The sequence below is a fragment of the Hungatella hathewayi WAL-18680 genome (assembly GCF_000235505.1).
GTDB lineage: Bacteria > Bacillota > Clostridia > Lachnospirales > Lachnospiraceae > Hungatella_A > Hungatella_A hathewayi_A.
This window is the reverse complement of record NZ_JH379027.1, coordinates 2,376,839-2,402,640: the sequence shown is the minus strand read 5'-3', so window position 1 is coordinate 2,402,640 and position 25,802 is coordinate 2,376,839. Positions and strand designations below refer to the sequence as shown.

22 protein-coding genes, 1 tRNA gene and 1 pseudogene are annotated in these 25,802 nt (G+C 47.5%); 5 read left to right on the top strand and 19 right to left on the bottom strand.

What is annotated here, in order from left to right:
• Positions 1–19: 19 nt before the first annotated feature.
• The 10 genes and pseudogenes from HMPREF9473_RS10780 to rlmD all read right to left on the bottom strand — a co-directional run bounded on the left by HMPREF9473_RS10780 (position 20) and on the right by rlmD (position 9,479).
• Positions 20–1,285: a carboxypeptidase-like regulatory domain-containing protein gene (locus HMPREF9473_RS10780; RefSeq protein WP_006780138.1), complete on the bottom strand. Its 1,266-nt coding sequence runs from the start codon at positions 1,283–1,285 to the stop codon at positions 20–22.
• A gap of 114 nt (positions 1,286–1,399) precedes the next feature.
• A complete protein-coding gene (locus HMPREF9473_RS10775) occupies positions 1,400–2,128 on the bottom strand; it encodes a hypothetical protein (protein ID WP_006780137.1) in 729 nt (242 codons plus the stop codon).
• A 39-nt stretch (positions 2,129–2,167) separates the two neighbouring features.
• Positions 2,168–2,827, bottom strand: coding sequence for a uridine kinase family protein (locus tag HMPREF9473_RS10770; protein WP_006780136.1), 660 nt, complete (start codon positions 2,825–2,827; stop codon positions 2,168–2,170).
• A 160-nt stretch (positions 2,828–2,987) separates the two neighbouring features.
• Positions 2,988–3,087, bottom strand: a pseudogene (locus HMPREF9473_RS28735) (DUF3795 domain-containing protein); the annotation flags it as partial.
• Positions 3,088–3,525: 438 nt separating this feature from the next.
• On the bottom strand, positions 3,526–3,840 hold the full coding sequence (locus HMPREF9473_RS10765; RefSeq protein WP_006780135.1) for a type II toxin-antitoxin system RelE/ParE family toxin: 315 nt from the start codon (positions 3,838–3,840) through the stop codon (positions 3,526–3,528).
• On the bottom strand, positions 3,830–4,129 hold the full coding sequence (locus HMPREF9473_RS10760) for a type II toxin-antitoxin system RelB/DinJ family antitoxin (RefSeq protein WP_006780134.1): 300 nt from the start codon (positions 4,127–4,129) through the stop codon (positions 3,830–3,832). The genes HMPREF9473_RS10765 and HMPREF9473_RS10760 overlap by 11 nt, the downstream gene beginning before the upstream one ends.
• A 738-nt stretch (positions 4,130–4,867) precedes the next feature.
• Entirely contained in the window at positions 4,868–5,941 is a 1,074-nt protein-coding gene (locus HMPREF9473_RS10755) for a hypothetical protein (RefSeq protein ID WP_006780133.1), read from the bottom strand.
• Between the two features lie 28 nt (positions 5,942–5,969).
• A complete protein-coding gene (locus HMPREF9473_RS10750) occupies positions 5,970–6,758 on the bottom strand; it encodes a hypothetical protein (RefSeq protein WP_006780132.1) in 789 nt (262 codons plus the stop codon).
• A gap of 322 nt (positions 6,759–7,080) precedes the next feature.
• Positions 7,081–7,860: a hypothetical protein gene (locus HMPREF9473_RS10745; RefSeq protein ID WP_006780131.1), complete on the bottom strand. Its 780-nt coding sequence runs from the start codon at positions 7,858–7,860 to the stop codon at positions 7,081–7,083.
• Between the two features lie 104 nt (positions 7,861–7,964).
• A complete protein-coding gene (gene rlmD, locus HMPREF9473_RS10740) occupies positions 7,965–9,479 on the bottom strand; it encodes a 23S rRNA (uracil(1939)-C(5))-methyltransferase RlmD (protein WP_006780130.1) in 1,515 nt (504 codons plus the stop codon).
• Between the two features lie 191 nt (positions 9,480–9,670).
• On the opposite strand from rlmD, the gene HMPREF9473_RS10735 reads away from it, so the two are divergent.
• The gene (locus tag HMPREF9473_RS10735) at positions 9,671–10,240 is read left to right on the top strand and encodes a prolyl-tRNA synthetase associated domain-containing protein (protein ID WP_006780129.1); all 570 of its coding nucleotides are present in this window, start codon (positions 9,671–9,673) and stop codon (positions 10,238–10,240) included.
• 100 nt (positions 10,241–10,340) lie between these two features.
• On the opposite strand, the gene HMPREF9473_RS10730 is transcribed toward HMPREF9473_RS10735, so the two are convergent.
• The 5 genes from HMPREF9473_RS10730 to HMPREF9473_RS10710 all read right to left on the bottom strand — a co-directional run bounded on the left by HMPREF9473_RS10730 (position 10,341) and on the right by HMPREF9473_RS10710 (position 17,235).
• Complete coding sequence (locus HMPREF9473_RS10730; protein WP_006780128.1) at positions 10,341–10,964, bottom strand: HDIG domain-containing metalloprotein; 624 nt, start codon at positions 10,962–10,964, stop codon at positions 10,341–10,343.
• Positions 10,961–13,009, bottom strand: a complete 2,049-nt coding sequence (locus tag HMPREF9473_RS10725; RefSeq protein WP_006780127.1) for a thioredoxin domain-containing protein — start codon at positions 13,007–13,009, stop codon at positions 10,961–10,963. The genes HMPREF9473_RS10730 and HMPREF9473_RS10725 overlap by 4 nt, the downstream gene beginning before the upstream one ends.
• Before the next feature lie 140 nt (positions 13,010–13,149).
• Positions 13,150–14,949: an aminopeptidase P family protein gene (locus tag HMPREF9473_RS10720; protein WP_006780126.1), complete on the bottom strand. Its 1,800-nt coding sequence runs from the start codon at positions 14,947–14,949 to the stop codon at positions 13,150–13,152.
• Between the two features lie 58 nt (positions 14,950–15,007).
• A complete protein-coding gene (gene lpdA / locus HMPREF9473_RS10715) occupies positions 15,008–16,417 on the bottom strand; it encodes a dihydrolipoyl dehydrogenase (RefSeq protein WP_006780125.1) in 1,410 nt (469 codons plus the stop codon).
• 23 nt (positions 16,418–16,440) lie between these two features.
• The gene (locus HMPREF9473_RS10710; protein WP_006780124.1) at positions 16,441–17,235 is read right to left on the bottom strand and encodes a Cof-type HAD-IIB family hydrolase; all 795 of its coding nucleotides are present in this window, start codon (positions 17,233–17,235) and stop codon (positions 16,441–16,443) included.
• Positions 17,236–17,335: 100 nt separating this feature from the next.
• On the opposite strand from HMPREF9473_RS10710, the gene HMPREF9473_RS10705 reads away from it, so the two are divergent.
• Both HMPREF9473_RS10705 and HMPREF9473_RS10700 read left to right on the top strand, forming a co-directional pair.
• Positions 17,336–17,409 (top strand) — tRNA-Pro (locus HMPREF9473_RS10705).
• 223 nt (positions 17,410–17,632) lie between these two features.
• Entirely contained in the window at positions 17,633–18,379 is a 747-nt protein-coding gene (locus tag HMPREF9473_RS10700; protein WP_006780123.1) for a DUF305 domain-containing protein, read from the top strand.
• Between the two features lie 113 nt (positions 18,380–18,492).
• On the opposite strand, the gene HMPREF9473_RS10695 is transcribed toward HMPREF9473_RS10700, so the two are convergent.
• The 4 genes from HMPREF9473_RS10695 to HMPREF9473_RS10680 all read right to left on the bottom strand — a co-directional run bounded on the left by HMPREF9473_RS10695 (position 18,493) and on the right by HMPREF9473_RS10680 (position 22,426).
• The gene (locus tag HMPREF9473_RS10695; RefSeq protein ID WP_006780122.1) at positions 18,493–19,092 is read right to left on the bottom strand and encodes a helix-turn-helix domain-containing protein; all 600 of its coding nucleotides are present in this window, start codon (positions 19,090–19,092) and stop codon (positions 18,493–18,495) included.
• Positions 19,093–19,115: 23 nt separating this feature from the next.
• Complete coding sequence (locus HMPREF9473_RS10690; RefSeq protein WP_006780121.1) at positions 19,116–19,460, bottom strand: GIY-YIG nuclease family protein; 345 nt, start codon at positions 19,458–19,460, stop codon at positions 19,116–19,118.
• 111 nt (positions 19,461–19,571) lie between these two features.
• Complete coding sequence (locus tag HMPREF9473_RS10685; RefSeq protein ID WP_006780120.1) at positions 19,572–20,654, bottom strand: bacteriophage abortive infection AbiH family protein; 1,083 nt, start codon at positions 20,652–20,654, stop codon at positions 19,572–19,574.
• Between the two features lie 65 nt (positions 20,655–20,719).
• Positions 20,720–22,426: a hypothetical protein gene (locus tag HMPREF9473_RS10680; RefSeq protein ID WP_006780119.1), complete on the bottom strand. Its 1,707-nt coding sequence runs from the start codon at positions 22,424–22,426 to the stop codon at positions 20,720–20,722.
• Between the two features lie 248 nt (positions 22,427–22,674).
• Between HMPREF9473_RS10680 and HMPREF9473_RS10675 the strand changes: the two genes are divergently transcribed.
• Both HMPREF9473_RS10675 and HMPREF9473_RS10670 read left to right on the top strand, forming a co-directional pair.
• Positions 22,675–22,911 carry a hypothetical protein gene (locus HMPREF9473_RS10675; protein ID WP_006780118.1) on the top strand — a complete coding sequence of 79 codons (237 nt, stop codon included), beginning with the start codon at positions 22,675–22,677 and terminating at the stop codon, positions 22,909–22,911.
• A gap of 44 nt (positions 22,912–22,955) precedes the next feature.
• Positions 22,956–25,802, top strand: a 2,847-nt coding sequence (locus HMPREF9473_RS10670; RefSeq protein WP_006780117.1) for a hypothetical protein, incomplete at its 3' end; no start/stop codon positions are given.

Genomic DNA, 25,802 nt, shown 5'->3' with positions numbered 1-25,802 from the left:
TGACAATCTTTTATTTTAGTTAATTTTTAGTAATAATGATAGAAGATGTAATATCATTGAAATTATTGTCACCAAGCCATGAGATATCGCTGGTGCAGGTCAGTGTTCTTCCTTTGAAATTGTTATCCGCATAAAGTGTCACTGTGTACCCTTCCGGTACCTTGAGGGACGATATCGCATCATTGCCCACCTTGGAAAGCTGGCCCATTTTATATTCTCCTGCCTTCAATGCAAGGCTCTTTCCGCCAAAATTTTTGTCTTTATACAAAATCACCTCGGCGGAATCATTATTCGTTTCCGTGGATTCGGATTTCCGATACTGCGCATAAATATACTGGTCAATTTCGTTGGTCCAGATAACGGTATTGATTCGATTTCCAAGGACAGACGGGTCACTCAGCTTGCCTTCCTGCCAATGGTCAAACGTGTATCCATCTTTTAATGGCTTTTTGGAGCCTATTGTCTTGGCCAGGGTGGTGGTATTTCCTCTGGAATTCTTTGCCACTTCAAACTGCTCAAATACCTCTCCGGGAGCATCTGGGGAGGAACCGGTCATGAAGTATAAATGAACGGTATTTCCGGTGGCTTCTGTTTCCGGAACATCCTGAACATTTCCAGCTGCTTCCGAGCGGGCGTTTATCCGGATTTCCGACTGGTAGGAGGAATCAATCCGATAGGAGGACGGTTCAAATGTATATCCCGCCTTGCTGAAGGTCAACGTTCCGCAGTTTCTATCGAAATTATAGAGTACGAAATAGCCGCTATCATCCGATATGGTCATTGCTCCGGTAGACTTATCCGATGTAAAATAAACGGTTACCCCAGCTAGCGGATTCTGATTCTCATCCATAATCGTTCCTTCTGTCAAGGAAGAACCAGCCTGTTCCACCGGATTGGTCTCCGGCTCCGGCAGCGTTTCTTCCGGCCTCGATTCAGGAATCTGTTCTGAATTGGAATAAGCGACAAACCGGATAAGACTGTCAGGCGTATAGGAACCATCAATCGCAACCGATTCCGGAACCACCGTGTAGCCATTAATCTTTACCCGGACAACTCCTTCCTCGTAGAAGAAGCTAAAATGCCCATTCATACAGTTTGGAAGGCTTTTACTCTGATTATCATTTTCCTTGCTTTCCAGCGTCACGGTTCCTTTTTTCATCGGATTTCCCTGTGAGTCAACCACTTCGCCATTGATAAATGCAGCGAATGCAGTGATTGAAAACATGAGACTCATCATCACAAGTGTGACAATAAACAGACTCAGTTTTCTAAGTTTCATTTCCATTGCGTATTCCCCCTTTTTTATGATTTGTTTATTGTATCATTTGCAATGTTACACATCCGATACAATAGTGTGAATTCTTCATAAAAAATAGTTACGGGGATGTCAGCTATGATTTTATACTCTCTTCTTCTCGCATTCCTGTTCATAAAAACGCAGAAACTCCTCACGGTTATCAGCAAAAAGCTCTTCCAGTTCATACGAGAGTGTAAATGTATCGTAATCGCTGAAAACGTTCGGTATGTACTGATAAATCTTATCCGCTATCTTCTCAACATGTTCGATGTCGACACCAACCATGTTGAAAATCTTTTTTTCCGTGAATACCAGCATTCGCACTCTGTATGACCCGCCTTTATGCCCTACCTGTGCGCATATCCAATATATTTTACTGCGGGGGATAGCCGTTATCTTATTTTTTTCGCCACAAAGCAGTAGGTAGGAAGGTGTCAATGCGATCTTTTCACCATGTGGCATCTTTCCTTCTGCAAAGGAATCGATATACTCCTCTACCTGAAGTTTTCCATCAGCCACCTCCTGGTTAATAATTTTTGCCACTGCCTCTTTTGTGTTTTCCTCAAAAGGAAGAATTAAATTTTGACCATTTCCGGACGCTCCTCTTGCTCTAAACAAACCTACAACTATAGCAGCCGCCATAACCACCACGAAAATCCCCAGGTAAATAAGGATTTCCCTGCTGGACGGGTCATTGAAATCCAGGGAATCCTTTAAAAGGAAATAAAGAACTGCCAAAATGCAGACAGCTGCCAATCCTCCTCTGGTAAGTCTCTTTCTCACAGCTAGATTCGTCCGCTCTGACTCCCGCTCCAAATATCCTAACTCCATGTCATTTTCTCCTCTTATTTTTACTGATTTTTTTGAACTTTAAAATGCTTCCTGGCAGGGAATGTATATCTCAACCTTGTCAGGGCTTATGCCATTCTGCGAACCATTTACAATCACATCCACGTAATTCCATGATTCTTCCTCCAATAGAGATGGCAAAAGAAGGGAATCCCACCAGTCGGCAAATTTGGTAACTGACTCAACTGTGCCGCCATTTTCCCCATTTGCAATATCCCGCTGCACCACACGGGCCCGGGCTGTCTCCGGCTCCGTATCTACCCAGATGGAATAGGTGGCAATATCCCGCAATGTCTTTCTGCACGCCCCCATTCCCTCAATGACGAGTGCCCGCTTCGAATCAACTTCTATGCAGCCGGGGCGGTTCTCCTTTACCCAGCCAGCTGGCCGGAAAGTGGCATCGATTCCATTGAGCCAGGGATTTATAATGCCCTCAAGCATTTCGCCATCCCAGTGAACGGGGTCGGCACACCAACTGACATCATCCGTATGTACTAAATTTGCGTTTAGAATATTGGCAATCTTTACCGCTAAGGTGGTCTTGCCTGAACCGGCGGCTCCGTCGATGAGTATGAGGGGCTTGGGCCCGTTTGTTACTATTTTTTCTGATATGTTGGATAGAGATTCCTCTGTCCATGATTTTATTTTTAGTGATGGTAATTTGGTTAATGATGGATTCATGAATGCCCCTTTCAGCCATATTGTGTCGTTTTTCAAATTATATCATGATTTCTCTGAACTGACGACCATATCTTGCAAAAAATGCCACCGGAATTCTCCAGCGGCATTTCATCAGCAAATATTATATGATTATTCAATCTTACTAAGTTCAGTCTCAGTGAATACTGCACTTAGCTATTTTACAGGACAGATTCCCCTCTCCGCCTTCCGCAGCCCAGACAATAACTGTCCAATTTCATAGAGCAAAGTCCGCAGTTCAAGCCGCAAAGGGCGAACTAGAGGTTTTCTAAATTTCCTAGTTCAATTATCATGTCATATTGCCTCGGAAATAATGTCTGCATAGAACTCTCCCTCTGTCCAACCTCTAATATACAAGCCACAAATTTAATTACATAAAAAGTAATCACAATATAGCAAAATGATTCTTTATCTAACCATTAAAATACATAATACAACTTGTCTTTGCTATTAATTTTCGATTCCGGTATGTATCGGTAACAGTTCATACTGTCCAAATTAGTTTCGCCATGAAGTATAGGTTTTGCCAAATAGTAAGGGTTTTGCCAGATTGTATCTTATTTCCAACAAAACCCTCATTTTCAAACTCTCCGGCGTTATCCCCATCCCCCTATCTGTGGAAACCACTCACAAGTCCAAAACAGTCAAGTTATTCAAACATTGCATTAACAAAATTATGATTAACTCATTTGGTTCTCATAATCCTGCAGTTCATGAAATATGTTATCGACTACAGCTTTATCTCCCTCGATTCGGTACAACATAAAATATCTGTGGCTCATAAAATTGATTCTCTTATATCTATGTTCCTTTAATCTCGGATTCTCACAGTCACGCAGACTACCTGCCACCTGTGCAAGACTTCTTTTTGTTGCTTCAAAGTCATCCAACAGATTACCTGCTGCCTGTTCACTCTTTTTTACAAACAATAGATAACGCACAAACTGATCAAGATCTGCTTCTGCATCCTCTGTCAATACAACTTTATAATCCATATTTAGCCCTCATATCAGAAGCAACATCATCTGCATCTCTGTATTTACCCTGCCCTGCATGTTTTCTCGATATTTCTAATTTCTTCAACAATCCTTCTTCTGTCATTGGTGCATAAGGATTGTACTCTGCCACTGTCCTTTTTATCTCAAATGGAAATCCGTTATTTGCAACCGCCTGCGTTAAAAACATCCTGATTGCAGATGTTGTGTCTGTTCCCAAGTCTTTAAAAAGAGCATCTGATTTTGTTTTTAAGTCATCATCCACTCGAACCTGTATGGTACTTGCCATAATTTTCACCTCCATATCTTCATTTTCTTATAATTAAGCATACTGCAATATCATTGCTAAGTCAATATTATTATAATAATATATCCTACTATTTTATACACTTCATCACCCATCATAACAATAAATTATCCATTTTATTCAATTCTCACAGGTATTTCATCATTTCCATAATAACTGCAAAATTTACAATCACACCGTCAACTCGACCTTGCCGCATTTTCCCCGTTGATATGTTACCACAGATAAAATTTCAAAGGATTCCTGCTCCCCGGGCAAAATTCTCCGATAGCAGAAATCCCTTGATTCCAAGCCTTTTTCACACTCTATTATTCTTTCCGGGACATCAAAACAGCACTCTCAACATGTGTTGAGTGTGTGAAAAAGATTCTCGAAAGGCGTGGTTGAACCTTGGCGGAAGATTTAGAATTGGTTTTCCAAACGCAACTTAATATTTTTCCGTTCCAACATCAATTACTAAGATTAGCCTTACTCGCTTTTCTGTTCATTTAGCTCAGTTTCAATCTCCTCAATAGTCGGTAATGTGCCTTTAATACCATATGCCATACTCATTCCTCCCAATCCGTTATACCATAGTTGGTAAGCCGTTCTTGTGCCTTCTACGAGCTTTTTTTGTTTTCTTAAATACAGATGTACTCCCACTGCATTCTTATAATTTCATCATTCCTGTAGATGTGGATTTATACCACATGGCAAAATCACTTTTCAAAGCATAATCATTTACCCCATTAAATCCATTAATACCTCTTGGCGAACAATCTCTGTATTAACACCTAAAAAAGAATATATTTCGTTTGCTTTATTAAATAATCTATTATCATGTGTTACAAATATATCGCTTTTAGTTGCGTATATTAAATGTGTTGTATCATGTAGATGACTTCTATATTTCTTTGATGGCTCTGGATTGTTATCCAAAATTTCTATCACATTGACAAGCTCTACTATTGAATTAAATAAAAAATTATAGTTACTTTTATATTCATTCCAGAATTTTTCTTTGTCTCCAATATCCTTATATTTATGATACCATGTATATTTATCCATCAGTTTCTCTGCTTCAGGAGTTGATAAAACTCCTGAAATATCGCTTCCCCTAACCTTCACACGCTGTTCCGCCCTAATCGGTTGTCTATTTTCCAAGAAATTTTTTTCTAATTCCTCACTTATTATTGTCCCACCATATTCTTCAATAACTCTTTTCAAAGGAAAATAAGGCGATTCAAAACAGATTTTAATTCCTTCATCTATATCTGGCAAAAACTCCATATTATTTGTTAGACAACTTAAATATTTCAAATCATTCTCGATACTTTCATTATATACAAAATCATTCTTCCGTATTGAATTTGCTAATTCCTCTAAGTGGGCCGGACTATATACAAATTGATACTTATCAGTAACACTGTTTATAGGAACTTTCTTTTTTAAAACTATATAAGTATTAAAATCAAAGTATAATAATGGTTTGTCAATTTTCTCTGCTTTCTTAGTTGTATCTGGATGCTTAAACTGAACTTTTGCTATAAAATCATCTGCTTTTACAGCACATATAAATGAATTTATAATATTTTTGTCTATTTTATTATTTATGACATTAACTAATAACATCCAATATTTTTCAACCCTAAGAAAATTATAAGTATCATCGTGATGTACCTTTTTATCAGATTCTATAATCTCCTCATCTAATCTATCTCGAAATTCTTGCAACTCAACAATAGTAATCTTATTCTCTTGAAATTTCTTTAACATATCTAAAATCTCTTTTTCCTTTTGTTCATAAAATAGCATAAACTGTTTCTCCTTTATCTGTTGTAAATTAAACTTCTGAACTGGCCATTCGCACACAGCTATACTTTACTTTATCAAAATCCAAAGATTTAATATCAAGTACACACACCTTAGGCAAGTCAAGAATACCCATATCTGATCTGAGTAATTTATATGGTGAATACCACACTAGATAATCAATGTCTGTTCCCTCAATAGATTCAAGAAAATCTTCATCCCAAAAATGCAGATGTGGTTTCCCGCCAACCAAATCTTCATTCTTCATTATGATTCCTTCATTATGATTTTCAATCTTTTCGAAATAAGCAGATGATTCGTCCATAACAAAGAATACTAATTTAAACTGTGAATGATTTTTTCTATACATTTTTATCTTTGTTTTATGGTGCTCAATAGTTCTAAGAAAATTATCTCTGTAAAAACCATAGTTATGATCATCGTGTGTTGCAAGTTTTGTATCTGGATTTACAATGATTTTTGCATTTGGAAAAGATTGGAGCAATCCACTATTTACCAGTTCTTTTTGGATAACACTTTCCTTCATATTTGTTGGATTAACAAGTTTACCTTTTTTATTAATAAAAGCATGATCATCCACTCTCATAACATCCATCATATATTTAAACTCATTACTATAAAAATCGGGAGGGGAATCTGCCTTTCCAGAAGTGTTTACCCATTTATCCCAATTATCTATATAGTGAATTTTTTCAAAACAATCTATGGCACCTACAGTTTCCACAGGAAAAAACACAGATGAACATTCTATTTCTTGAAAGTGTCGGATAACTTCACACTCATCATCTAGATAGTTCATATATTCCCCCTTATCTTTAGCTTACATTACAATCATTTTAATTATCAACTTATAATCTTTTGCCAAAACGTCCATTTTCCTTACCCCACCCCAGTAACCGGAAACTTATATCATTTCAACAAGCCAAAAAGCACACCTACATATCCAGCTCAAATCCCCGAAACCCTTTGATTTACTGGGCTTTTCTCTCCAGCAACACGGCGGTTTCAACATGGCATGAGAAGACATCCAGAATGTTCACTCATTTTCTTTGTAACAATAATCAGTCGAAAATGTATTTTAATCCTTACCGTACAAAGAAATGCCCATGTACCCCTATCTGTTAAACAACTAATTTTTTCTTCAAGTAATCACTCTTTAAAATCTGATTATAAGTGTCGATAATGTCATTTTTTCGTACAAAGTCCAGCGCCTCCTGATACTCCATTCCGTGAATTAATATATTCATTCTAACTGCATGTAAATAATTTTCATACCATGCCCATTCGGGATTTTGGGATAGTTCCCTGATTGTCGAACGTGATACTATTGGATTAACAAAGCAATTATCAGGAGTACAAAAACTTTTAACAATATTTATATTATTAGGCATAACCCGATTTTGCCCTACCATTGAACCACCTATATCATTCCACGGCGGGAAATGTCCATATTTTCTTCGATAAGCCTCTATCAGTATTCCTTCCACTATCTTAATATTTTCTCTTCCGTCATCACTCATCATATCCTCTATTGGCGGATTATTCTGTCTTGCAAAGTCCTTATACAGATTCTGATTTCTATGCACCAATGATTGAGATAATGGTGACTGTACAAATATCGTATAGCCAAGGCGTTCATTTCTTAAAAAATACTCTTCTATCTTTTTCTGTTTTGATCCTTCTTTAAGAGGCAAAATTCCATTATGTTGTTTAAACCTTTCAGCTAAATCACCCGCTAATCCAATATAAAGAACTTCCTCTATGTAATAATCCCAAAAGCAATAGATTCCTGCTGATGCCCACCCATAGTTATCGTTTGGGCTACATAAATCTTCTATTGCATCTGCTATTTCTATAATTTCTTCTTTTCTATATGCATCAATTATAACTGTTCCAAACATATATTTCTCCCAAAACCTATTTTCTCTCCTTCCGGCAACACAAATACCAGCTTATACACAACACCAAGTGTTATGCAATTATCATCATTTCCTCTTTATTACTTTTATTTTTCTTTCCGTTCCAATTTCACGCAGCATTCTGTATGCTCCGTCATAGGAAACAAATCCACCCCCCAAGCCTCTCTCGCCACATACCCCTTCTTCTTAAAATACTCCAAATCCCTAACCAGCGTCTCGGGATTGCAGGATACGTATATTACACGGCCGGGTTTCATCAGGGCTACTGAATCCATGAACTCTTCCGTGCTGCCGCTCCTTGGGGGGTCCATGAATACGACGTCGGCTTTTTCTCCTTGGGATGCCATGCCTACCATGAACTTGCCGGCGTCGTTGTTGTAGAACTGGATGTTTTTTATCTGATTGCGCTTTGCATTTTCTACGGCGTCTCTCACTGCATCTTTGTTCAACTCCACACCAATCACCTTTCCGGCGTGCTGGCTGGCGATGATTCCTATGGTGCCGATTCCGCAGTAGGCGTCAATCACGGTCTCCTCTCCGGTCAGGCCGGCGGCCTCGATGGCCTTGGTGTAGAGGATTTCGGTCTGTACCGGGTTGATCTGGTAGAAGGACTTTGAGGAGATGCGGAAGGTACAGCCGCATAGGATGTCCTCGATGTAGCCTTTTCCGTATAATGTTTTTTCTTTATCGCCGAGAACCATGCTGGTCTCACGGTCGTTGATGTTCTGGATGATGGTGGTAATCTCCGGGTGCTTTTCCCTCAGGGCTTTTATAAAATTGTTCCGGGAGGGGAAGACTGGGGATGCTGTGACCAGGACTACCATAATCTCGTCGGTGGAAAAGCCGCGTTTCACCAGGACGTGACGGAGAAGACCGTAGCCGGTATCCTCGTCGTATGTGCGGATTTTAAAGGATTTCAGCATGCCGCGGATGGTGCCGATTATCTCATCAGCTTTCTCGTCCTCAATCATGCAGGTTTCTACCGGGACCAGGATGTGAGTTCCGGCTTTGTAGACGCCAGAGATAACTTCGCCCTTCTGATGCCCAAATACGGCATGCACTTTGTTGCGGTAATGGTAGGGATTTTCCATGCCGATGATTGGATTTACCTTGCAAATCCCTTTTAACAACGTCTCCAGCTGCTTCTGTTTGACAGCCAGCTGCTGCTCATACGGCATATCCAGCATCTGACAGCCGCCACACTGGCGGGATACGGTACAGAGTACTTTTTTCTTTTTGTCTGCGCTTCTGCTGGTTGTTGTGGTATTTAATCTCTTATCTTCGGTATGTTTCCCTTCAACGGACTTTTTGTTGGAAATGTTTCCGTTACCCATTTTCCGCCCAGTTGAGGAAATAGCTGGCTTTTTGCCTGCTGCCGTCGATTGATTTGCCGCTGACCTCTTTGTCGCCACGTTGTTTGCCCCTGTTTTATTCGCTCCTGCTTTGTTCATTCCTGTCTTATTTGCTCCTGCTTTATTTACACCTGCTTTATTTACACCTGCTTTATTCGCCCCGGCTTTGCTTACTCCTGCATTATTCGCCCCTGCCTTACGATCCATTTTTCTATTCTTTCTCTCAACACTCACTTTTTTCTCTGCCATCATTCTCTCCCAATCCTGCCCTCTATCTTCTCAGGCATACATTCCCCAATATTATATCTGATTCGACGCCACATTACAACGCGCAGTAAAAAATCATTGCATTTTTGAGCCATTTTTGTATAATAGTCTGAAACACCCTGACAAAAATACACAAAAACCATTCATCAATATACCCCATCAGGAGGACCCCCATGGATAACTTTTATATTTCCCCAGTATACACCGGCCGCCCCGCGGACGTAACCGGGCGGCTCGCAAAAGAGATTCGCACTTACGACCTGCTTGACCAGCTAAACATCTCCTACCAGCGCATCGACCACGACGTCACCAACACCATCGAAGCCTGCCACGATATCGACCGCCTTCTTGGCATCGAAATCTGCAAGAACCTATTCCTATGTAATGCCCAAAAGACCAGTTTCTATCTCCTGATGATGCCCGGCGGCAAGAAATTCAAGACTGCGGCTCTGTCCAAGCAGATCGGCAGCGCCAGACTCTCCTTCGCCGGCCCGGAATTCATGGAGAAGTATCTGGATATCACCCCCGGCTCCGTCAGCGTCCTCGGTCTGATGAACGACACCGGGCGCCAGGTCCGCCTTTTAATCGACGAGGACGTCATCAACCACCAGGAATACATCGGCTGCCATCCCTGCATCAATACCTCCAGCCTGAAAATCAACACCCAGGATATCCTGACCAAATTCCTGCCATATGTCAATCATCCCTACACGTTAGTCAACCTTCCCTCCGAGGAAACATAACGCCATCCAATCACACCTCTCCACCCCCAAAAGCGGTGAAACCTCCCACAGTCTCACCGCCTCTTTCTCATCACGTCACCCCATCCTATCTCACCCCATCCTATCCCAACTCCCCCTCCCCCACCGCACAAGCCAGCAGAAACTCCCTCACGCTCTCTTTCTCCTTCTTCTCATCCACGCCGTCTCTCCCCAGCCTGTCGCACAGCCCCAGAAGCGCCTCTTCCCTGATATCCACCTGCCTCTTCATCTCCTCCAGCTCCGCCAGTTCCGCCTTCTTCGACAGAAACAATATCTGCATATGATAACGCACCAGCCCGCACACCGCCTTGATAAACGTCTCGTCCTCCGAAAATATTTCCAAAAATTCCTTCGCCAGCCGCTCTCCTTCCCTGTCATGGTTGTAGGAAGTGATTTTCCCGTGCTTCAGCCTTGTCGTATCCGGCTTCCCAATATCATGAAGCATCGCCGCCCACATCAGCACCCGTGGCTCTGTACTCTCTCCTCTCCGCTTCGCCGCCTCGTCCACCACCATCAGCGTGTGGGTCCACACATTTCCCTCCGGGTGATATTTCGGCGACTGCTTCGTCTTCCTCATCCGGTGCAGCATTTCAAATGGAAAATGAAGAAACAGCTCCGAATCCTCCACCTGCCGCAGATACTCCGACGGTCTCTCATCCTCCATCAGATGCCTGTCTATCTCCTCAAAAAATTCCTCAAGACTCATAACCTGACCTCCCATTTCCTCATCAACGTCTCCAACTCCTTCACCGGCCGCATGCACTGCCCGCCGCTGCACAGATAATACTCCCCGCCACGCTCCGGCACCGGATAATCCTTCGTATATGGAGCCACGCTCCCAAGCGCCTCCTCATTCCCCTTCGTCTTCACCACCACAGCCAATCCAGGCACCGTCGCCGCCAGCTTTCGAATCTCCCTCTTTCGTCTCTCCCACTCCTCATCCGCCAGCACACACACCAGCTCCTTCGTGGGATACAGCACATTCATCATTGCCAGCAGCCCATAGCTCTGCCCCGCCGGATACCCGTCCATGGCTCCCGCCAGAAAACGCAGCTGTTTGTCCAGCGTCTCCGCCCACCGCATTTCCCCGGTGATTCTGCCCAGCTGTTCCAGCACCAGCGCCGCCACCGAATTTCCCGAAGGCATTGCCCCGTCGTAGGTCTCTTTCGTCCTCACAATCAACTCTTCCCCATCCTTCGCATACAGGTAAAAGCCGCCCCGCTCCCCATCAAAAAACTGCTCCACCATCACATCCGCCAGTTCCCGCGCCCGTCGAAGATAATCCGTCTCATACGTCACCTCATAAAGCTCCACCAGCGCCTGGCAGTAACAGGCATAATCGTCCAGCTTCCCTTCCCCGGCCGCCTCGCCGTCCCGGTACCGCACCATCAGCCGCCCGTCCTTCACCAGCTTCTCCCGGAGAAATGCTTCCGCCCGCACCGCCATCTCCACATACGCATCTTCCTCAAGCACGGCCCCCGCTCTCCCGCAGGCCGTTATCATCCACCCATTCCAGGACACCAGAATCTTGTCATCCTTGTGAAGCCGCGCTCTGGCCAGCCGGTACTCATACAGTCTTCTGTCCTTCTCCGGCTGCATTTCCTCCAAATCCCCCTGATAGTCCAGAAGGTTCGGAATCCATTTTCCTTCAAAATTCCCACTGCCGGTCATCCCGTACCTGGCTAGAAAACGCTCCCCGTCCGCATTTCCCAGCACCGCCCGAATCTCCTCCGGCGTAAACACATAGTACTTTCCTTCCACCCCGTCGCTGTCCGCGTCCTGCCCGCAGTAAAAACCGCCGCCCTCGTCCGTCAGCTCCGCCTTCACATACCCCAGAATCCTCCCGGCCACCTCCGCATACAGCTTCTTCCCGGTAATCCCGTAGGCCTTCGCGTAAGCCAGCGTCAGCAGCGCATTGTCATAGAGCATTTTCTCAAAATGGGGCACCAGCCACCGCTCATCCGTGGAATACCTGGAAAATCCCCCTCCAATATGGTCAAAAATCCCGCCACGGTACATCTGCACCAGCGTCCTGTCCACCATGTAAAATGCCTCCGGCACGTCTCTCCTCACCCCATAATCCATCAAAAACAGCAGGTGGTGCGGCGTGGGAAATTTCGGCGCCCCGCCAAATCCGCCGTGAATTTCGTCAAAACTCCGCTCCAGCTGCTGATACCCCTGGGACACCAGCGCCTTTGACACTTCCCCCTCCACGTCCATCTCCGTCTGCTGCCTCAAAAATGCCTGTATCTGCTCCGCACTCCTAAACAACTGCTGCCGGTTCTCCTTCCATTGCTTCGCCACCGAATTCAACAGTTCCGCCAGTCCCATCCGCCCATACCGTCTCACCGGCGGCAGATAGGTCCCTGCAAAAAATGGACGGCACTCCGGCGTCATTATGATGGTCAAGGGCCATCCGCCCTGCCCGGTCATGGCCTGGCAGACCGACATGTATACGGAATCCACATCCGGCCGCTCCTCCCGGTCCACCTTCACGCAGACGAACTCCCGGTTCATAATCCCCGCAATCCCTTCATTTTCAAAGGATTCCTCCTCCATCACATGGCACCAGTGACAGGTGCTGTATCCAATGGACAGAAAGATCGGCTTGTCCTCCCGCTCCGCCTTCTCAAAGCTCTCCTTCCCCCATGGATACCATTCCACAGGATTGTAGGCGTGCTGAAGCAGATAGGGCGATTTCTCACCTATCAGCCGGTTGGGCTTTCTCTCCTTGCCATTCTTAAACTCCATAAAATGTCTCCTCTCCGGTCTCTCATCTCTCCACCCAGATAAATCAAAAGAAGGATATATTTCAGTTTCAAAATACATCCTTCTTCCTATCATGCCCGGCCTGTCTGTCTCTTATGCTTCGACAAATTTCCTCCGGGCTCCTATGAAATTTCTCTCGTATATTCCTTCAGCCATTCCGCCTCTTCCGCTGTCAGATAAGGCGAAATTTTTTCATAAACTTCTCTGTGATATGCGTTCAGATAGGCGATATCCTTCGGCTCCATAATCGACGGATCCAGCGCGTCCAAATCAATGGGCACAAAGGTCAGGAATTCAAATTCCATAAACTGGCCGTACTCATTTTTCTCCGCATTTTTGCAAACCATCAGATTCTCCGTCCGGATTCCATGGCTGCCCTCGATATAGATGCCCGGCTCATCCGACGTCACCATGCCGGCTTCCAGCTCCGCGTTGTCCATCCGCTCCGGCACCATTTTCCAGCGGATGCCGTGTGGGCGCTCGTGGACATTTAACAGATAGCCCACGCCGTGGCCTGTGCCGTGGTCGTAGTTCAGCCCTCTGGTCCAGAACGGCTCCCTCGCCACATAGTCAAGAGTCAGCCCGCGGCAGCCGTGGAGGAATTTCACGTGGCCCAGCCGCAGCATGCTCATGGCAACCAGGGTGAAATGCTCCCGCTCCTCATCCGTAATCGGCCCCAGCGCCACCGTTCTGGTGATATCCGTGGTTCCCTCATAGTACTGTCCGCCGGAATCCACCAGATACAATCCCTCCGGCTTCAGCTCCACATCCGTCTCCGGCGTCGCGGAGTAGTGGCACATGGCCGCATGCTCCTTGTAAGCGGAAATCGTGTCGAAGCTCAGCCCCAGATTGCCCTCCTGCTGCCGCCTCAGCTCCTCCAGATAATCGGAAACGCTAATTTCCGTCAGCGGTTCATTTCCTGAATGTTCCTTCACCGCCTTCTTCAGCCAGTAAATAAACTTCGTCACCGCCACACCGTCCTTGATGTGGGCCTTCCGCTCATTTTCTATCTCCACCGGATTCTTCATGGCTTTGGCCGCGGCAGTCGGGTTTAACTTATCGATGATTTTATTGCTGTCATCCAGGTTGTTGATAATCGCATAATTCGTCTTCCCCGTCTCCAGCAGCACGTTCTGTCTGCGGAACGCCTTGACAAACTCGTAAATGTCATCGTAGGGCTTCAACGTCACACCCAGGCCTTTGAGATAGGTTTTCACCTCATCGCCCAGCACCTCCGGGTTGATAAACAGATAGAATTTCTCCTCCGTCACTACCACATAGGACAGCACAACCGGGTTGTAGGGGATATCATTTCCACGGATATTGAGCAGCCACACAATATCGTCCAGAGTCGTCAGCACATGAACCCCCGCCTTGGCTTCCTTCATAGCCTTTCGCAAATCCGCAATTTTCTGCGCCGCGGAGACTCCCGCATACTTCTCATCCAGAATCCACACCGGCTCCGCCGACAGCGCCGGTCTGTCCGGCCATATCATGCCCACCAAATCTTCCTCATAGGAAAATGTCACTGCCTTGCTCTCAAGGACTTCGCCCAGTTCCCGGCCCATCTGGCTGTTCACCACACGGCCGTCAAAGCCCAGAACACCATGTTCTGGCATGGTCTGCTCCAAATACTCTTCGATGGTCGGAACTCCCTCCTGGCCCATCCGCCGGAGTGTAAAACCGCTTCCCTCCAGCTGGCTGGCCGCCTGGACAAAATACCGCCCGTCAGTCCACAGACCCGCCTCGTCCGGCGTCACCACCGCAATTCCGGCGGAACCGGTGAAGCCAGTCAGAAACTTCCTGCATTTAAAATGCTCCCCCACATACTCCGACTCGTGGAAATCCGCCGTGGGAATCAGATAAGCGTCCATGTGCCGCTCGGCCATCAGGCTTCTCAATTGCTCCAGTTTTTCATTCATGTCTCTGCTCTCCTTTTATGCTTGGCGCCAGCGCTTCAGCGCCTGATTTATGTAATGTCTATGCTCTCATGGCGTCCTCAATCGCCGCCTTGATTCCCTCGCTGTATGTGGGATGGGCCCTCATGGCCATCAGAAGTTTCCGGTCGGACAGCCCGCAGGCAATGGCCGTGGCCATCTCCCCAATCATGTCCGTTGCACGCGGACACACCATCTGGGCACCCACCAGATTCCCCGAATAACTCTCAAATACCAGCCGGATAAATCCGCTCTCCTCCCCCGTGATAATCGACTTTCCGTTCCGCCCCATGGAATATTTCCCACAGCGCACCTTCAGGCCGCTGGCTTTCGCCGCCTCCTCCGTCAGTCCCACCGTCGCTATCTCCGGGTTGGTGTAAATGCAGTTTGGCACCACCGGAAGTCTGGCGTACATGCCGTTGGGCACCACGCTCAGCCGGATCGTGTGCTCCTTCCCCGCAATCTTTTCCACCACATAAGTGCCCTGGGCCGCCGCCACATGGGCAAGCTGGATATCCGCCGCCACGTCTCCGATGGCGTAGACTCCCGGCTCGCTGGTCCTAAATTCGGAATCGACCACCAGCCGTCCCTGGTCCATCTGAAACTCCACATCTTCGCCGAACAAATCCTCCATATAAGGCGTCCGTCCGGTCGCCACCAGAATCTGTCCGGAGCGGAGATGCAGTTCCTTCCCATCCTGGGTTATATGGCAGACGAGTCCATTTTCATCCGTAATCTCTCTCAAATCCGCGCGGCAGTAAATCTGGATTCCTTTCGCCCGAAGTTCCTTCTCCAGCGCCTGGGCCACCTCTTTGTCCATGGGACCTAGCAGATGGTCCTCCCGCTCTATGATGGTCACCTGGGAACACAGGGAATTAAAAATCGTGGCAAATTCCACTCCAATCACACCGCCGCCCACAATCGTCATCCGCTCAAAATTCCAGGTATCCGACGCCAGCAGCCGGTCGCTGGTCCACACGCCCCGTTTATCTATGCCGGGAATATCCGGCAGCGCCGGTCTGGCTCCCGTGGCGATAATGATGGAGTCCGCCACATAATGCTCTTTCCCGGAAGCGTTTCGCACATCCACATGTTTCCCGCGGCGGATGGAGGCCGTGCCGGTAATCATATCCACCCCGGCCTCCTCAAACAACTGCTCGATCTCACTGCGGTATTCCGCCACCGCCTTTTTCTTATACTTCTGCATTTTCCCGAAATCAAAGGAAATGAAATCGGTGGACACACCAAACTTGTCGCAGTTTTGTAATTCATGGAAGATACCGGACGCGTGAAGCAGGGCCTTCGTCGGAATGCAGCCGCGGTTTACGCAGGTTCCTCCCGCCTTCTCTTTCTCAATCACAGCCACCTTGAGTCCCAGCTCCGCCGCCTTTAAGGCCGCCGTGTATCCGCCCGGTCCGGCGCCGATGACGATGCAGTCATATCTGATTGCCATATCAAAGTCCTCTCTTCTCCATATTATATCAGTCCGAAATGCACGCAGGCCTTGTACACCCCGTCCTCCCGGATGTCCGCCGTCACGTAGTCCGCCGCTTCTTTCAGCACATCGAGGGCATTTCCCATGGCGATGCCGGTTCCGGCTGTCTGTACAATCTCGTAATCATTCATGCTGTCGCCGAAGGCGTAGGTATCCTTCACATCAATTCCATAGTAGTCGCAGAGCCGGAGCAGTCCCTGGGCCTTGGAGGCTGTCTTCTCCACCACGTCCGCTCCCTGAAGCCCCGCAAACAAGAGGAATTTCAGCTCCGGAAACGCTTCCTCCATCCGGTGGGCTCCCTCCGGCGCACCCACATAAGCCAGAGTCCGCACGCCGATGTCCAGCAGCTTCATCGGGTCCTTAAACTGTCTCCCGCACTCGCCCCAGCGTCTGATATCGTGGGCTGCCACCTGCTCGCTGTGGGTGTAAAAATCTTCGTCCCCGATGGTCACTCCCACCGAATACCCCTGGGTCTTGGCAAAATCCAGAATCCGCTCCAGCAGCTTTCTGTCCATATGATGCTCGTAAATCAGTTTATCCCCCACCGTAATCTTGGTTCCGTTCATATGAATCACAGCGTCCGCCCCAACCATGTCGCGAAATTCCCTGCTGTAATGATTGTCCATATCCCGCCCGGTAGCCAGCGCCACCACAAATCCCCGCTCCCGAAGCCGCTTAAGCGCCTCCAGCGCACTGTCCGGAATTGCATAGGTCGCATGGTCCAAAAGTGTCATATCCAAGTCAAAGCTGACCAGCTGTCTCATCGTATTTTTCATCCCCTTTTTCTCACTCTCGTACTATCATATCCCATTCATTTTAAATTTTCAATAGAATCTACTTTTCAAAATGACAATCTTTTGCTATAATAGTCGAGTACGGAGTATGGCGTAGCTTGGTAGCGCGCTCGGCTGGGGGCCGAGAGGTCGCAGGTTCAAATCCTGTTACTCCGACTGACTGGCGCTGAAAACCATTGATTTCACTTGGTTTTCGGCGTTTTTTATATTATTCCATACTTATGTATTATCAAAAAATGATGAAAAAACCTAAATTGTAGCAAAGGCTGGTAACAGCCTTTTTTGTTTGTTTTCTAATCATCCTGATCACATGTGTATTACCAACCATAAAACAGCCATACTAACACTGATAAAATATATTTTCAGAAAGGGACTGATTATGAATAAGCAAAAACAGTATTGGACTATCGGTATCATTCTTGGGATTATCCTGATTGTTCTCATTGTCTTCTGGGTCAGCGGGGCGAACCGGAATAAGGCTTCACAAGACCCTCATGGGGGACACAGCATGGAGGAGACTAGCGCTGGGCAGACCACAGGGACTACACCGTCCTCTTCCGCCGCCGGAGCGCAGGATTCCGATGCGCTGGCCAGCTATTTAAAGGAGCAGGACCAGATTATGACCGATATGATGGATGCCATGACCGTGGAGCCCACGGGCAACGCTTCCGTTGATTTCCTGAAGGGCATGATTCCCCATCACGAGTCCGCCATCGACATGTCATTGAGCTATCTCAAATATGGCGGAGAAAATGAGGAGCTGAAACAGCTGGCTAAAGATATCATCGAAGCCCAGACCGGCGAGATTGACCAGATGAATCAGTTGATAAAAGAAATTGGGGAATCCGGTGTGAAGGACGAGGCAAAGGAGGAAGGCTATCTGGCCGCCTACGACGAGATGATGTCCAGCCACGCCCACATGCACCACGGCACCTCCACCGCAAAAAATGTGGATGAAGCCTTCGCCGAAGGCATGCTGATGCACCACCAGATGGCCGTCGATATGTCCAAGGCGATTCTGGATTATACGGACAATGAAGAGGTGACAAAGCTGGCCGAGACGATTATTGCGGCTCAGGAGAAAGAGATTAAACAGATGGATGAGATTTTGAAGCAGGCTAAGTAAGATAGTTTGTCAAAAAATTATCAGGTAAGAAAAAACAGCCTTAGAAGGACTGGTGCCCCATTTCTACTTAATAAGGGCATACCAGTCTTCTCTGGCTATTTTTACTTATATCTTTATATCTTATACTTAAACCGGCATGCCCTAAGCCCATGCTCCGTGCAGTAAAAATAGAGATTCCCGGCCCTCCGCATCATCGGCAGGCGGAAGGCTGGCTCCTGCTCCGGGTAAAAGCGGTTCAGCAGCACGCGGTCGTCGCAGACGTAGGCGGCAAACAGGATGTAATGCTCCTTGCTCATCTCGTGGTCGAAGGTGATATAGTACTCGTTGTCCACTATCTGCACGGTTATCTCATGTCCTTCGGTGTCTTTGTCTGCCTCCAGCGGGTTCAACTGGCGGCCACAGCAGGAAACGGTGGCCGCGCCTGTGCTTGTCAGAATATTTCCACAGGTGGGACAGACGTAGAACTGTATCCGGTCCAGCTTGCCCACATCGGGCTGGTTCGGGTTTAACTCGCCCTGTAATAACTTGCGAATATCGGCTCCCAGCAGGACGGAAAGCTCCTCCCACAGGGAGACATCCGGGCAGCCCACGCCGCATTCCCATTTGGAAACGGTCTTGTCGCTGATGTTCAGCTGCTCCGCCACCTCTCTCTGCGTCAATCCCTTTTCCCTGCGTAACTGTAATATCAATTGTCCAACTTTTGCACAATCCATCTCTTCTCCTCCTTCTGCCACACTTATCTCCAGATTTTCCCTGCTTGTGGATTGGCCGCAAAACAGCTTTCCCTTAGTTCTTCTAATTCATCTGTATGGTCTTCGTTCGCGTCCTCATATTTCAACACTTTTACCACTTCATAATCAAATTTATCTTCCCCATATTGATTCCAAAGCGCCTGCATCTTCTTATTTGGATGATTCCCCATGGACAGCTTAAAACGGTTGCTGTTATAATCCGCTCTCGTATCCGTAGAAGTCCCAAAAAACAAATCCCCGGTATCCTTACACCGAAACGAGATGACTCCCATCTCCGGGTGGCGATGCTTCCATTCCTCTAAAATTTCTTTTCTTCTTGCAATATTCATGATTTTTCACCTCTCATCCAGTTTACCTGAAAGAAACGGTGATGGCAATCTACGCTCCGTAGAGAAATCCGCATCATTCCTTCCCTAATGAAAACCTCTGGAAAATAACTCCTATACCCGAAACAGTTTCACCTGCTTTTTATCAAGTCCCATCCGTTTCATAAACCTGTCAATTCTCCTCAAATCATCGGGACTGTACCAGCTAATATACCATTCCATATCCGGCGTGTTGCCATGGTTCTTTATTATCTCTCTAAAATAGGGGTCATCCACTTCTGACAGGGAATGACCGATCACTACCACCTGCTTGATGCTGCTCAAAGAGGCAAAGTAGGACTGATTCCTGACCAGCACCTCCGTGGTCTTCTTGGCAGATTCCTCATAGTAATCCTCTATCAGTTCAACTGTATGATTGATGGCATCGTATCTCATCTGGCTTTTCCAGTTGCCTTTTGAATCATCTTTGAGAAAATACGCCAGATAGGTGGGATTATCATTGTTGTAATATCTGCCCCTTCGCCCCTTCCTTCTCGGCTGAAATTTCTCCCGGTCTTTGTTAGACTGGTGCCACTCCCGGAATACCTCTTCAGTATCATGTCCGTGCCCCAGCACAAGCTTGCACTTTTTATCACGTCTGTCACCGTGAATATAGAGAATCCGCTCCATGGGAATCCCATATAAGGTTTCCAGAAATTCCGTATAATTAAAATTAATATATCTCGCATCCGGCTTCAAAAAACCTTGTAGCGGCCTGCCCTCCCCAGAGGGCTTTAACTTGTTAATCCATTTTCTGAAATAATCTGGCAGTTCCTGCGTCAGGAGATACACAGGGGTAGAAACATTCTCCGTCGCTCCAAAAAAATCAGCTGCCGAAAACTCATCATCGTCCTCCTCCAAAACTCCCATGACATCCAAAACTTCATCCAGGCTGTCCATCATCTTTTCCCTGTCAAGATAGGCCAGACTATCCTCAAAATTACCCCAGATATCATCTTTCTTGATAAAGTTCTCCAAGGTAAACCGAAGCGGATTCCGTTTACTAATGGAATCTCGGAATCTGTCATAGCTGGAAGGAACCCCATGGGCCATATCAAATCCATTGCCAATCACATACAGGGTGGTATCCGGACTGTCCAATGGAATGTCCTGCCGTTCCACTTTCTGAAACAAATATTCCTTATCTGTCTGATACATGTTATCCTCTCCCCTCTTCTATCCAACATCTTATTATATCATATCTCCCTCTGCCCTTCCATCCGTCAGCGCTTCTCCTCCAGGAAATCCATCATCAACCGCTCCAAGTGACGCATCTTCCCCAGCACCACGTTCTTATCCTTCGTGGATTTCCCATTTAAATCGTCAAATGTCACGCCGTCCACCGCCTTCTCATGAAGCGTGATCCAGAACATGTCCATGAATTCCACGAACATTTCATCCGGGAGACCCAGCTTGCAGAATCTGGCGAACAATCCGAACCACAGGAAGCTGTCCTTCGAGTCGAACATCTCCGCCACGTCGTCATTTACCACGGCCGACAGCCGCTCCACCATCTCCTCAAACTGCTCAAAATCCTCAGCAGTGGCATTTTCACGGATGTAATCGCAAAGTTCTTCCTGCTGTTTCTTCCAGTCCTCCAGGAAATTGCTGGCCATGATGCTCTCCACCACCACACGGTTTATCGTCCCATTGCGAAATTCGGATACTTTGTAACCGCCCTTGTCCTTAAAGAAATCCATGCTGGAAATGCTCTTGACCATGGAGGCGAACTCCTCACCCAGATACGCCATCCCCTTCTGGGACTGGGTCATGGGCTTTCCCTCGTTGTAACGGGCAATGTGGTAGGAGATATCCTCACTGCTGCAATTTAGATACTGGGTCACCTCAAAGGTGTAATCATGAAAACGCTCCTGCAGTTCCGCCGGCAGCTCCGAGTACTTCTTCCCACGGATGTCGCACTCCCTCCACTCGTACTGTGGGCAGCTGCCTGCCAGCTTCACATGCCCCGCTTTGTCCTTCATCACGGTCTGGTAACGTATCAGCCACCGCCTCACATTCCGGCTGATTCGGAAGCCGTCATGGTAGTACTCATATACATTGGTACACTTCTGCTTCCCATCCAGATTCCAGGTAATCACCATCCCGTCCACAATCTGCTCCGCAAATACAAGCGCCGGGATCGGGTTGTCCTGTAAAATGTCGGAAATCAGGTTTCCCTTCATCTTGGGACTCCACTGCTCCGCCTCCCTCTGGGCCGGGTGGTCAAACCGGAAGGTGTAGCTGTCCATCTTCCGAATGATTGATGATATGGAATAACTCTTCTGTTTGCTTTTTTCCGATGTCTGGGAAAATACTTCTGTCATCTTCTCCTCCTTCTGAAAACCGGTATCCCGGTTCTCCTGTTTTCCGTATAATATCCGGGCGCTGCCAAAGGACTTCATCTCCCGGCAGTGCCTGTCATACTGCCGTTCCGATAGGCCCAGCTTTTTCCTGATTTCTGAGGCGCTTCTATCCTCCATCTTCATTTTCACAATCTGTCTCTGGACGCCTGACAGCTTTTTTAAATATTCTGCCATCCGCTCATCGCAGGAAAACCAAAGTCTGCCAGCCAGCTCCCTCTCCATATCGAAATCCGACATCAGCATATCGCCGATAGTCCCATTTTCCTCATCTCCAACAGGCATCTCCAGGGACACAGACATCCTGTCCGCCTTCCGCTTCTCCCGGTTCAACCTGGTCATCTCGGTCTTAATCCGGTTGCTCAGACAGGAATACACATATCCGTCAAAACTCTTCGTCGTATCATAGGTCTGGCAGACTCCCGCCAGCACCTCGTTGGCAAGAGAATAAAAATCATCTCTATCCTTCTGATAAATCCCTCCGAACTTCGATAAGATTCCATCCACCATCCGGTGAAGCTTCCTGGCATCATCCGCATAATACTCCTCCAGTTTTTCTTCTCCTCTCATAATAAACCTCCTCCACAGAACCGGATACAGATACCAAATCATCCGCTTCCGGCTCCATCACTTCCTTACATCATAAGAATAGCACGAACAAACGTTCCTGTCAACGAATTTTCGAACGTTTGTTCGATAATGTTCGCCCCAAAAAACAGAGAAGAAATTTTTTTAATGGAGAAATAACCAGTATACAGAGAATTAGAACATATGTTTGTTTTTTTCACAAAAATATAAATACAGGAGGATATTTACCTATGAAAGAACTTAACACAACCAGAACCAACATCAAAAACACCTGCACCTACGGCGGAGAAATCTACCCCTCCGACTTCGACACGGAGAGCAGTGGAACACCGTTCCGGCGCCAGGGCTCCTTCATCGCATCCCGCATCGTCTGCGACGCCCGTTTCGACGAACAATGCCTGCGAAATGCGGAAACCCGCCAGCGCGTCACCACCTACAACGCAAAAAAACACCCACAGCAGCCATAATCCGCTCCTACCCACACCCATTTCACCAAACGGAGGTCATTCACATGAACAAATCAAAACCCAGCACCCAATTCACCTACGCCGCTTACGGAAGCGGCAAAGCCATGATAGAAATCTTAAACATCGGTTTCGAGCCTCTTCTCACCGAGGAGGAATACACCTTATATAAAGAAATCGGCGCCCTGAAAACCGCCATCCGGGAGTCCCTCTACACCGAGTCCCTGATTCAATCCAAACTCCCCTACTTAGACGAATCCACCGCCTACTCCCGCTGGCTCCGCGCCCACTTAACCGCCTGCCAGAGCCGCCACGCCAGCCAGGAAGCCGCCATCCGCCGCCACACCGACGATTTCCGCGCCCTCCTGAAACAGAACACCGCCATCACCCGCCAGCTCTACGACAACCGGGAATTCACGAACGAGGACCAGTACCGGGACATCGCCATTTTCGAGAGCGATTTGACCCGCTGTTTTGGATGCCGGGACATGGAGCACAGCGACGACATTATCAGCGTCGTCACCTATTATACGGAAATCTTTGACTCCATCATCCACAACGGCTTCGACTACCGCCAGAAACACTACGTCTTCTTCACCGCCGGCGCCGGCCAGACCCGGTGTAAGAAAAGCACCTTCGTCTCGGAGGAACAGTTAAACGCCAGCCACAACCGCCTCTTTTGCGGCCTTTCCATGGATGACATCAACCGCTACGGCGGCATGAACACCAACAAATACTTAGCCTACACCAGCTTATGTCAGACCAACACCGAAATCTGGTCCGATTTCCGCATCGACAGGGCCATCGTGGTGGATGACATCGAATTTGAAATCCCCGGCCAGGATGTTCGCTGCATTTACACCGAAACACCGGAGGACAAACGGGCCCTCTCTCAGCTTCAGGCCCGGCTGGAGGACAATTCCTTCCAGCTGAAGGAACTCCGCGCCCGCAAAGCCCAGTACCCCAAAGGCTTCCGCCGTCCCAAGGAGGAAGTGGCCAGGGAGAAGGAATTGAAGGACGAGCGCATTACCCTGATTGACGACATGGACCGCATCCAGTCCCGTTACCACCAGACGTCCATCCAAAACAGAGGCGTTTCCATCCCGTTCACCGACGGCTTCGGCATTTCCCTGAAGAAAATGCAGTCGTCCATGGTCCGCCTCCCCTTCATCAAGGGGCTGATGGCCTACTGCCCCAGACGGGCCTTCCTGGAATGGTGCGCCGGGCACGGAAAAACCATCCACAAAATCACCGACATTTACGGAAAGTCCCACTCCCTGTCGGAAGTCGACTACATTTTCACCCGCTCCCAGTTCAAAATGTGGAACTATTACCGAAATGTCACCGACGGGCAGGGTGTCGTCCTGAAGACCGGCTGGGAGGTCTACAAGGAGAACTTCAAGCGTTACCACTGCGACGCCTGCCGCTGCAACGTGGAGAAACACGTGCTGCTAAACGCCAAGACCAACTACCAGGTCTTGCAGACACTGACCACGGAAATGACGGACGAGGACATTTTACAGATGGCCAGTTACGACATCAACTGTTTAAACGGCATCGGCCACAACGTCCAGTGCATGCTAAATGTCTTAGGCGCCAATCCCCAGAAAAACGATAACATGAACTGGCTGCAAAAGTCCCTCCTTCTCTACCCGGAAATGCTGAAGGATTTTTATGTGAAGACTTTGCTGAAAAATACCAAGGACAGCATTATCAAAAAATTCCGGAGCGGGAAATTCAACATCAATGGCGCCTACACCTTCGTCATCCCCGACACCCTGGCCTGTCTGCAGTGGTGGTTCACGGACATGGATAAAACAAGGCTGGAGGATTTTGGATTTGTGAAGGAGGGACATGTGTCCTGCAATCTGTTTGAGGATAAGGAGGAGGTGGACTGTCTCCGCTCTCCCCACTTAGACCACGCCCACTGCATCCGGAAGAACAGCAAAAATGAGAGGACCCGGGTATGGGCCAAATCCGACGGCATTTACGTGGGCATGAAGGATACCATGAGCAAACTCCTCATGTACGACAACGACGGCGACAAACTGCTGGTCCACAACAACAAAACCATCATCAAATGCGCCAAGGCCTTCCAGAGCAAATACGGCATGATACCAAACTTCTATGACATGCCGAAAGCCAGCCCGGAACAGCTGTCAAACTCCTCCCTGTTTGGCGGTATCGTCATGGCCTACCACCACGGCAACATCGGCACGCCCAGCAACGAAATCACCAAAATCTGGTCCACCTTAAGCCCAAACAGCGCCCCGGAGGAGGTGAAAAACGCCATGGAAATCATTGCCCTGCGATGCGCCGATGTGAACTTCACCATCGATTTTGCCAAAACGCTGTACAAACCGACGGTTCCCAAACACATCGCCGCCCGCTACAAACAGTACAGCGGCCGGAAGGTCCCCCACTTCTTCCTCTACGCCAAAAATAAGAAGGCGGACCAGGTGGAGCCCCAGGGGAACTGCAACATTGACCGGATATCCAATGTGGTGAAAAGCCGCCGGATTGTATTCAAAGATTTGCTTGGAAAATACTCCTATACCACCCTGATGCACCTCCCTGACACGGACATCCACACCCACCAGGCAAGGCAGATTATCGCCCTGTACCGGCAGATCGAGAACACCAATCTGCGAAAGCTGTCCCACATTGACTTCTCCACCCTGGACATCGACGACAAGCGGAAAATCATGTTACAGATAGAATTCGACGCCGACAGACAGCGGGAAATGTTCATCAAACTGGTGGACGCCCCCATCTCCTATATCGCCGACGTTCTGGTCAAGGCCCTTCAGGACGATGTCAACAAGGACACGCTGTGGCGGCTGTTTGGCAGTGAAATTTATAAAAATATAGAAGAAAATCTAAAAAACTACCCG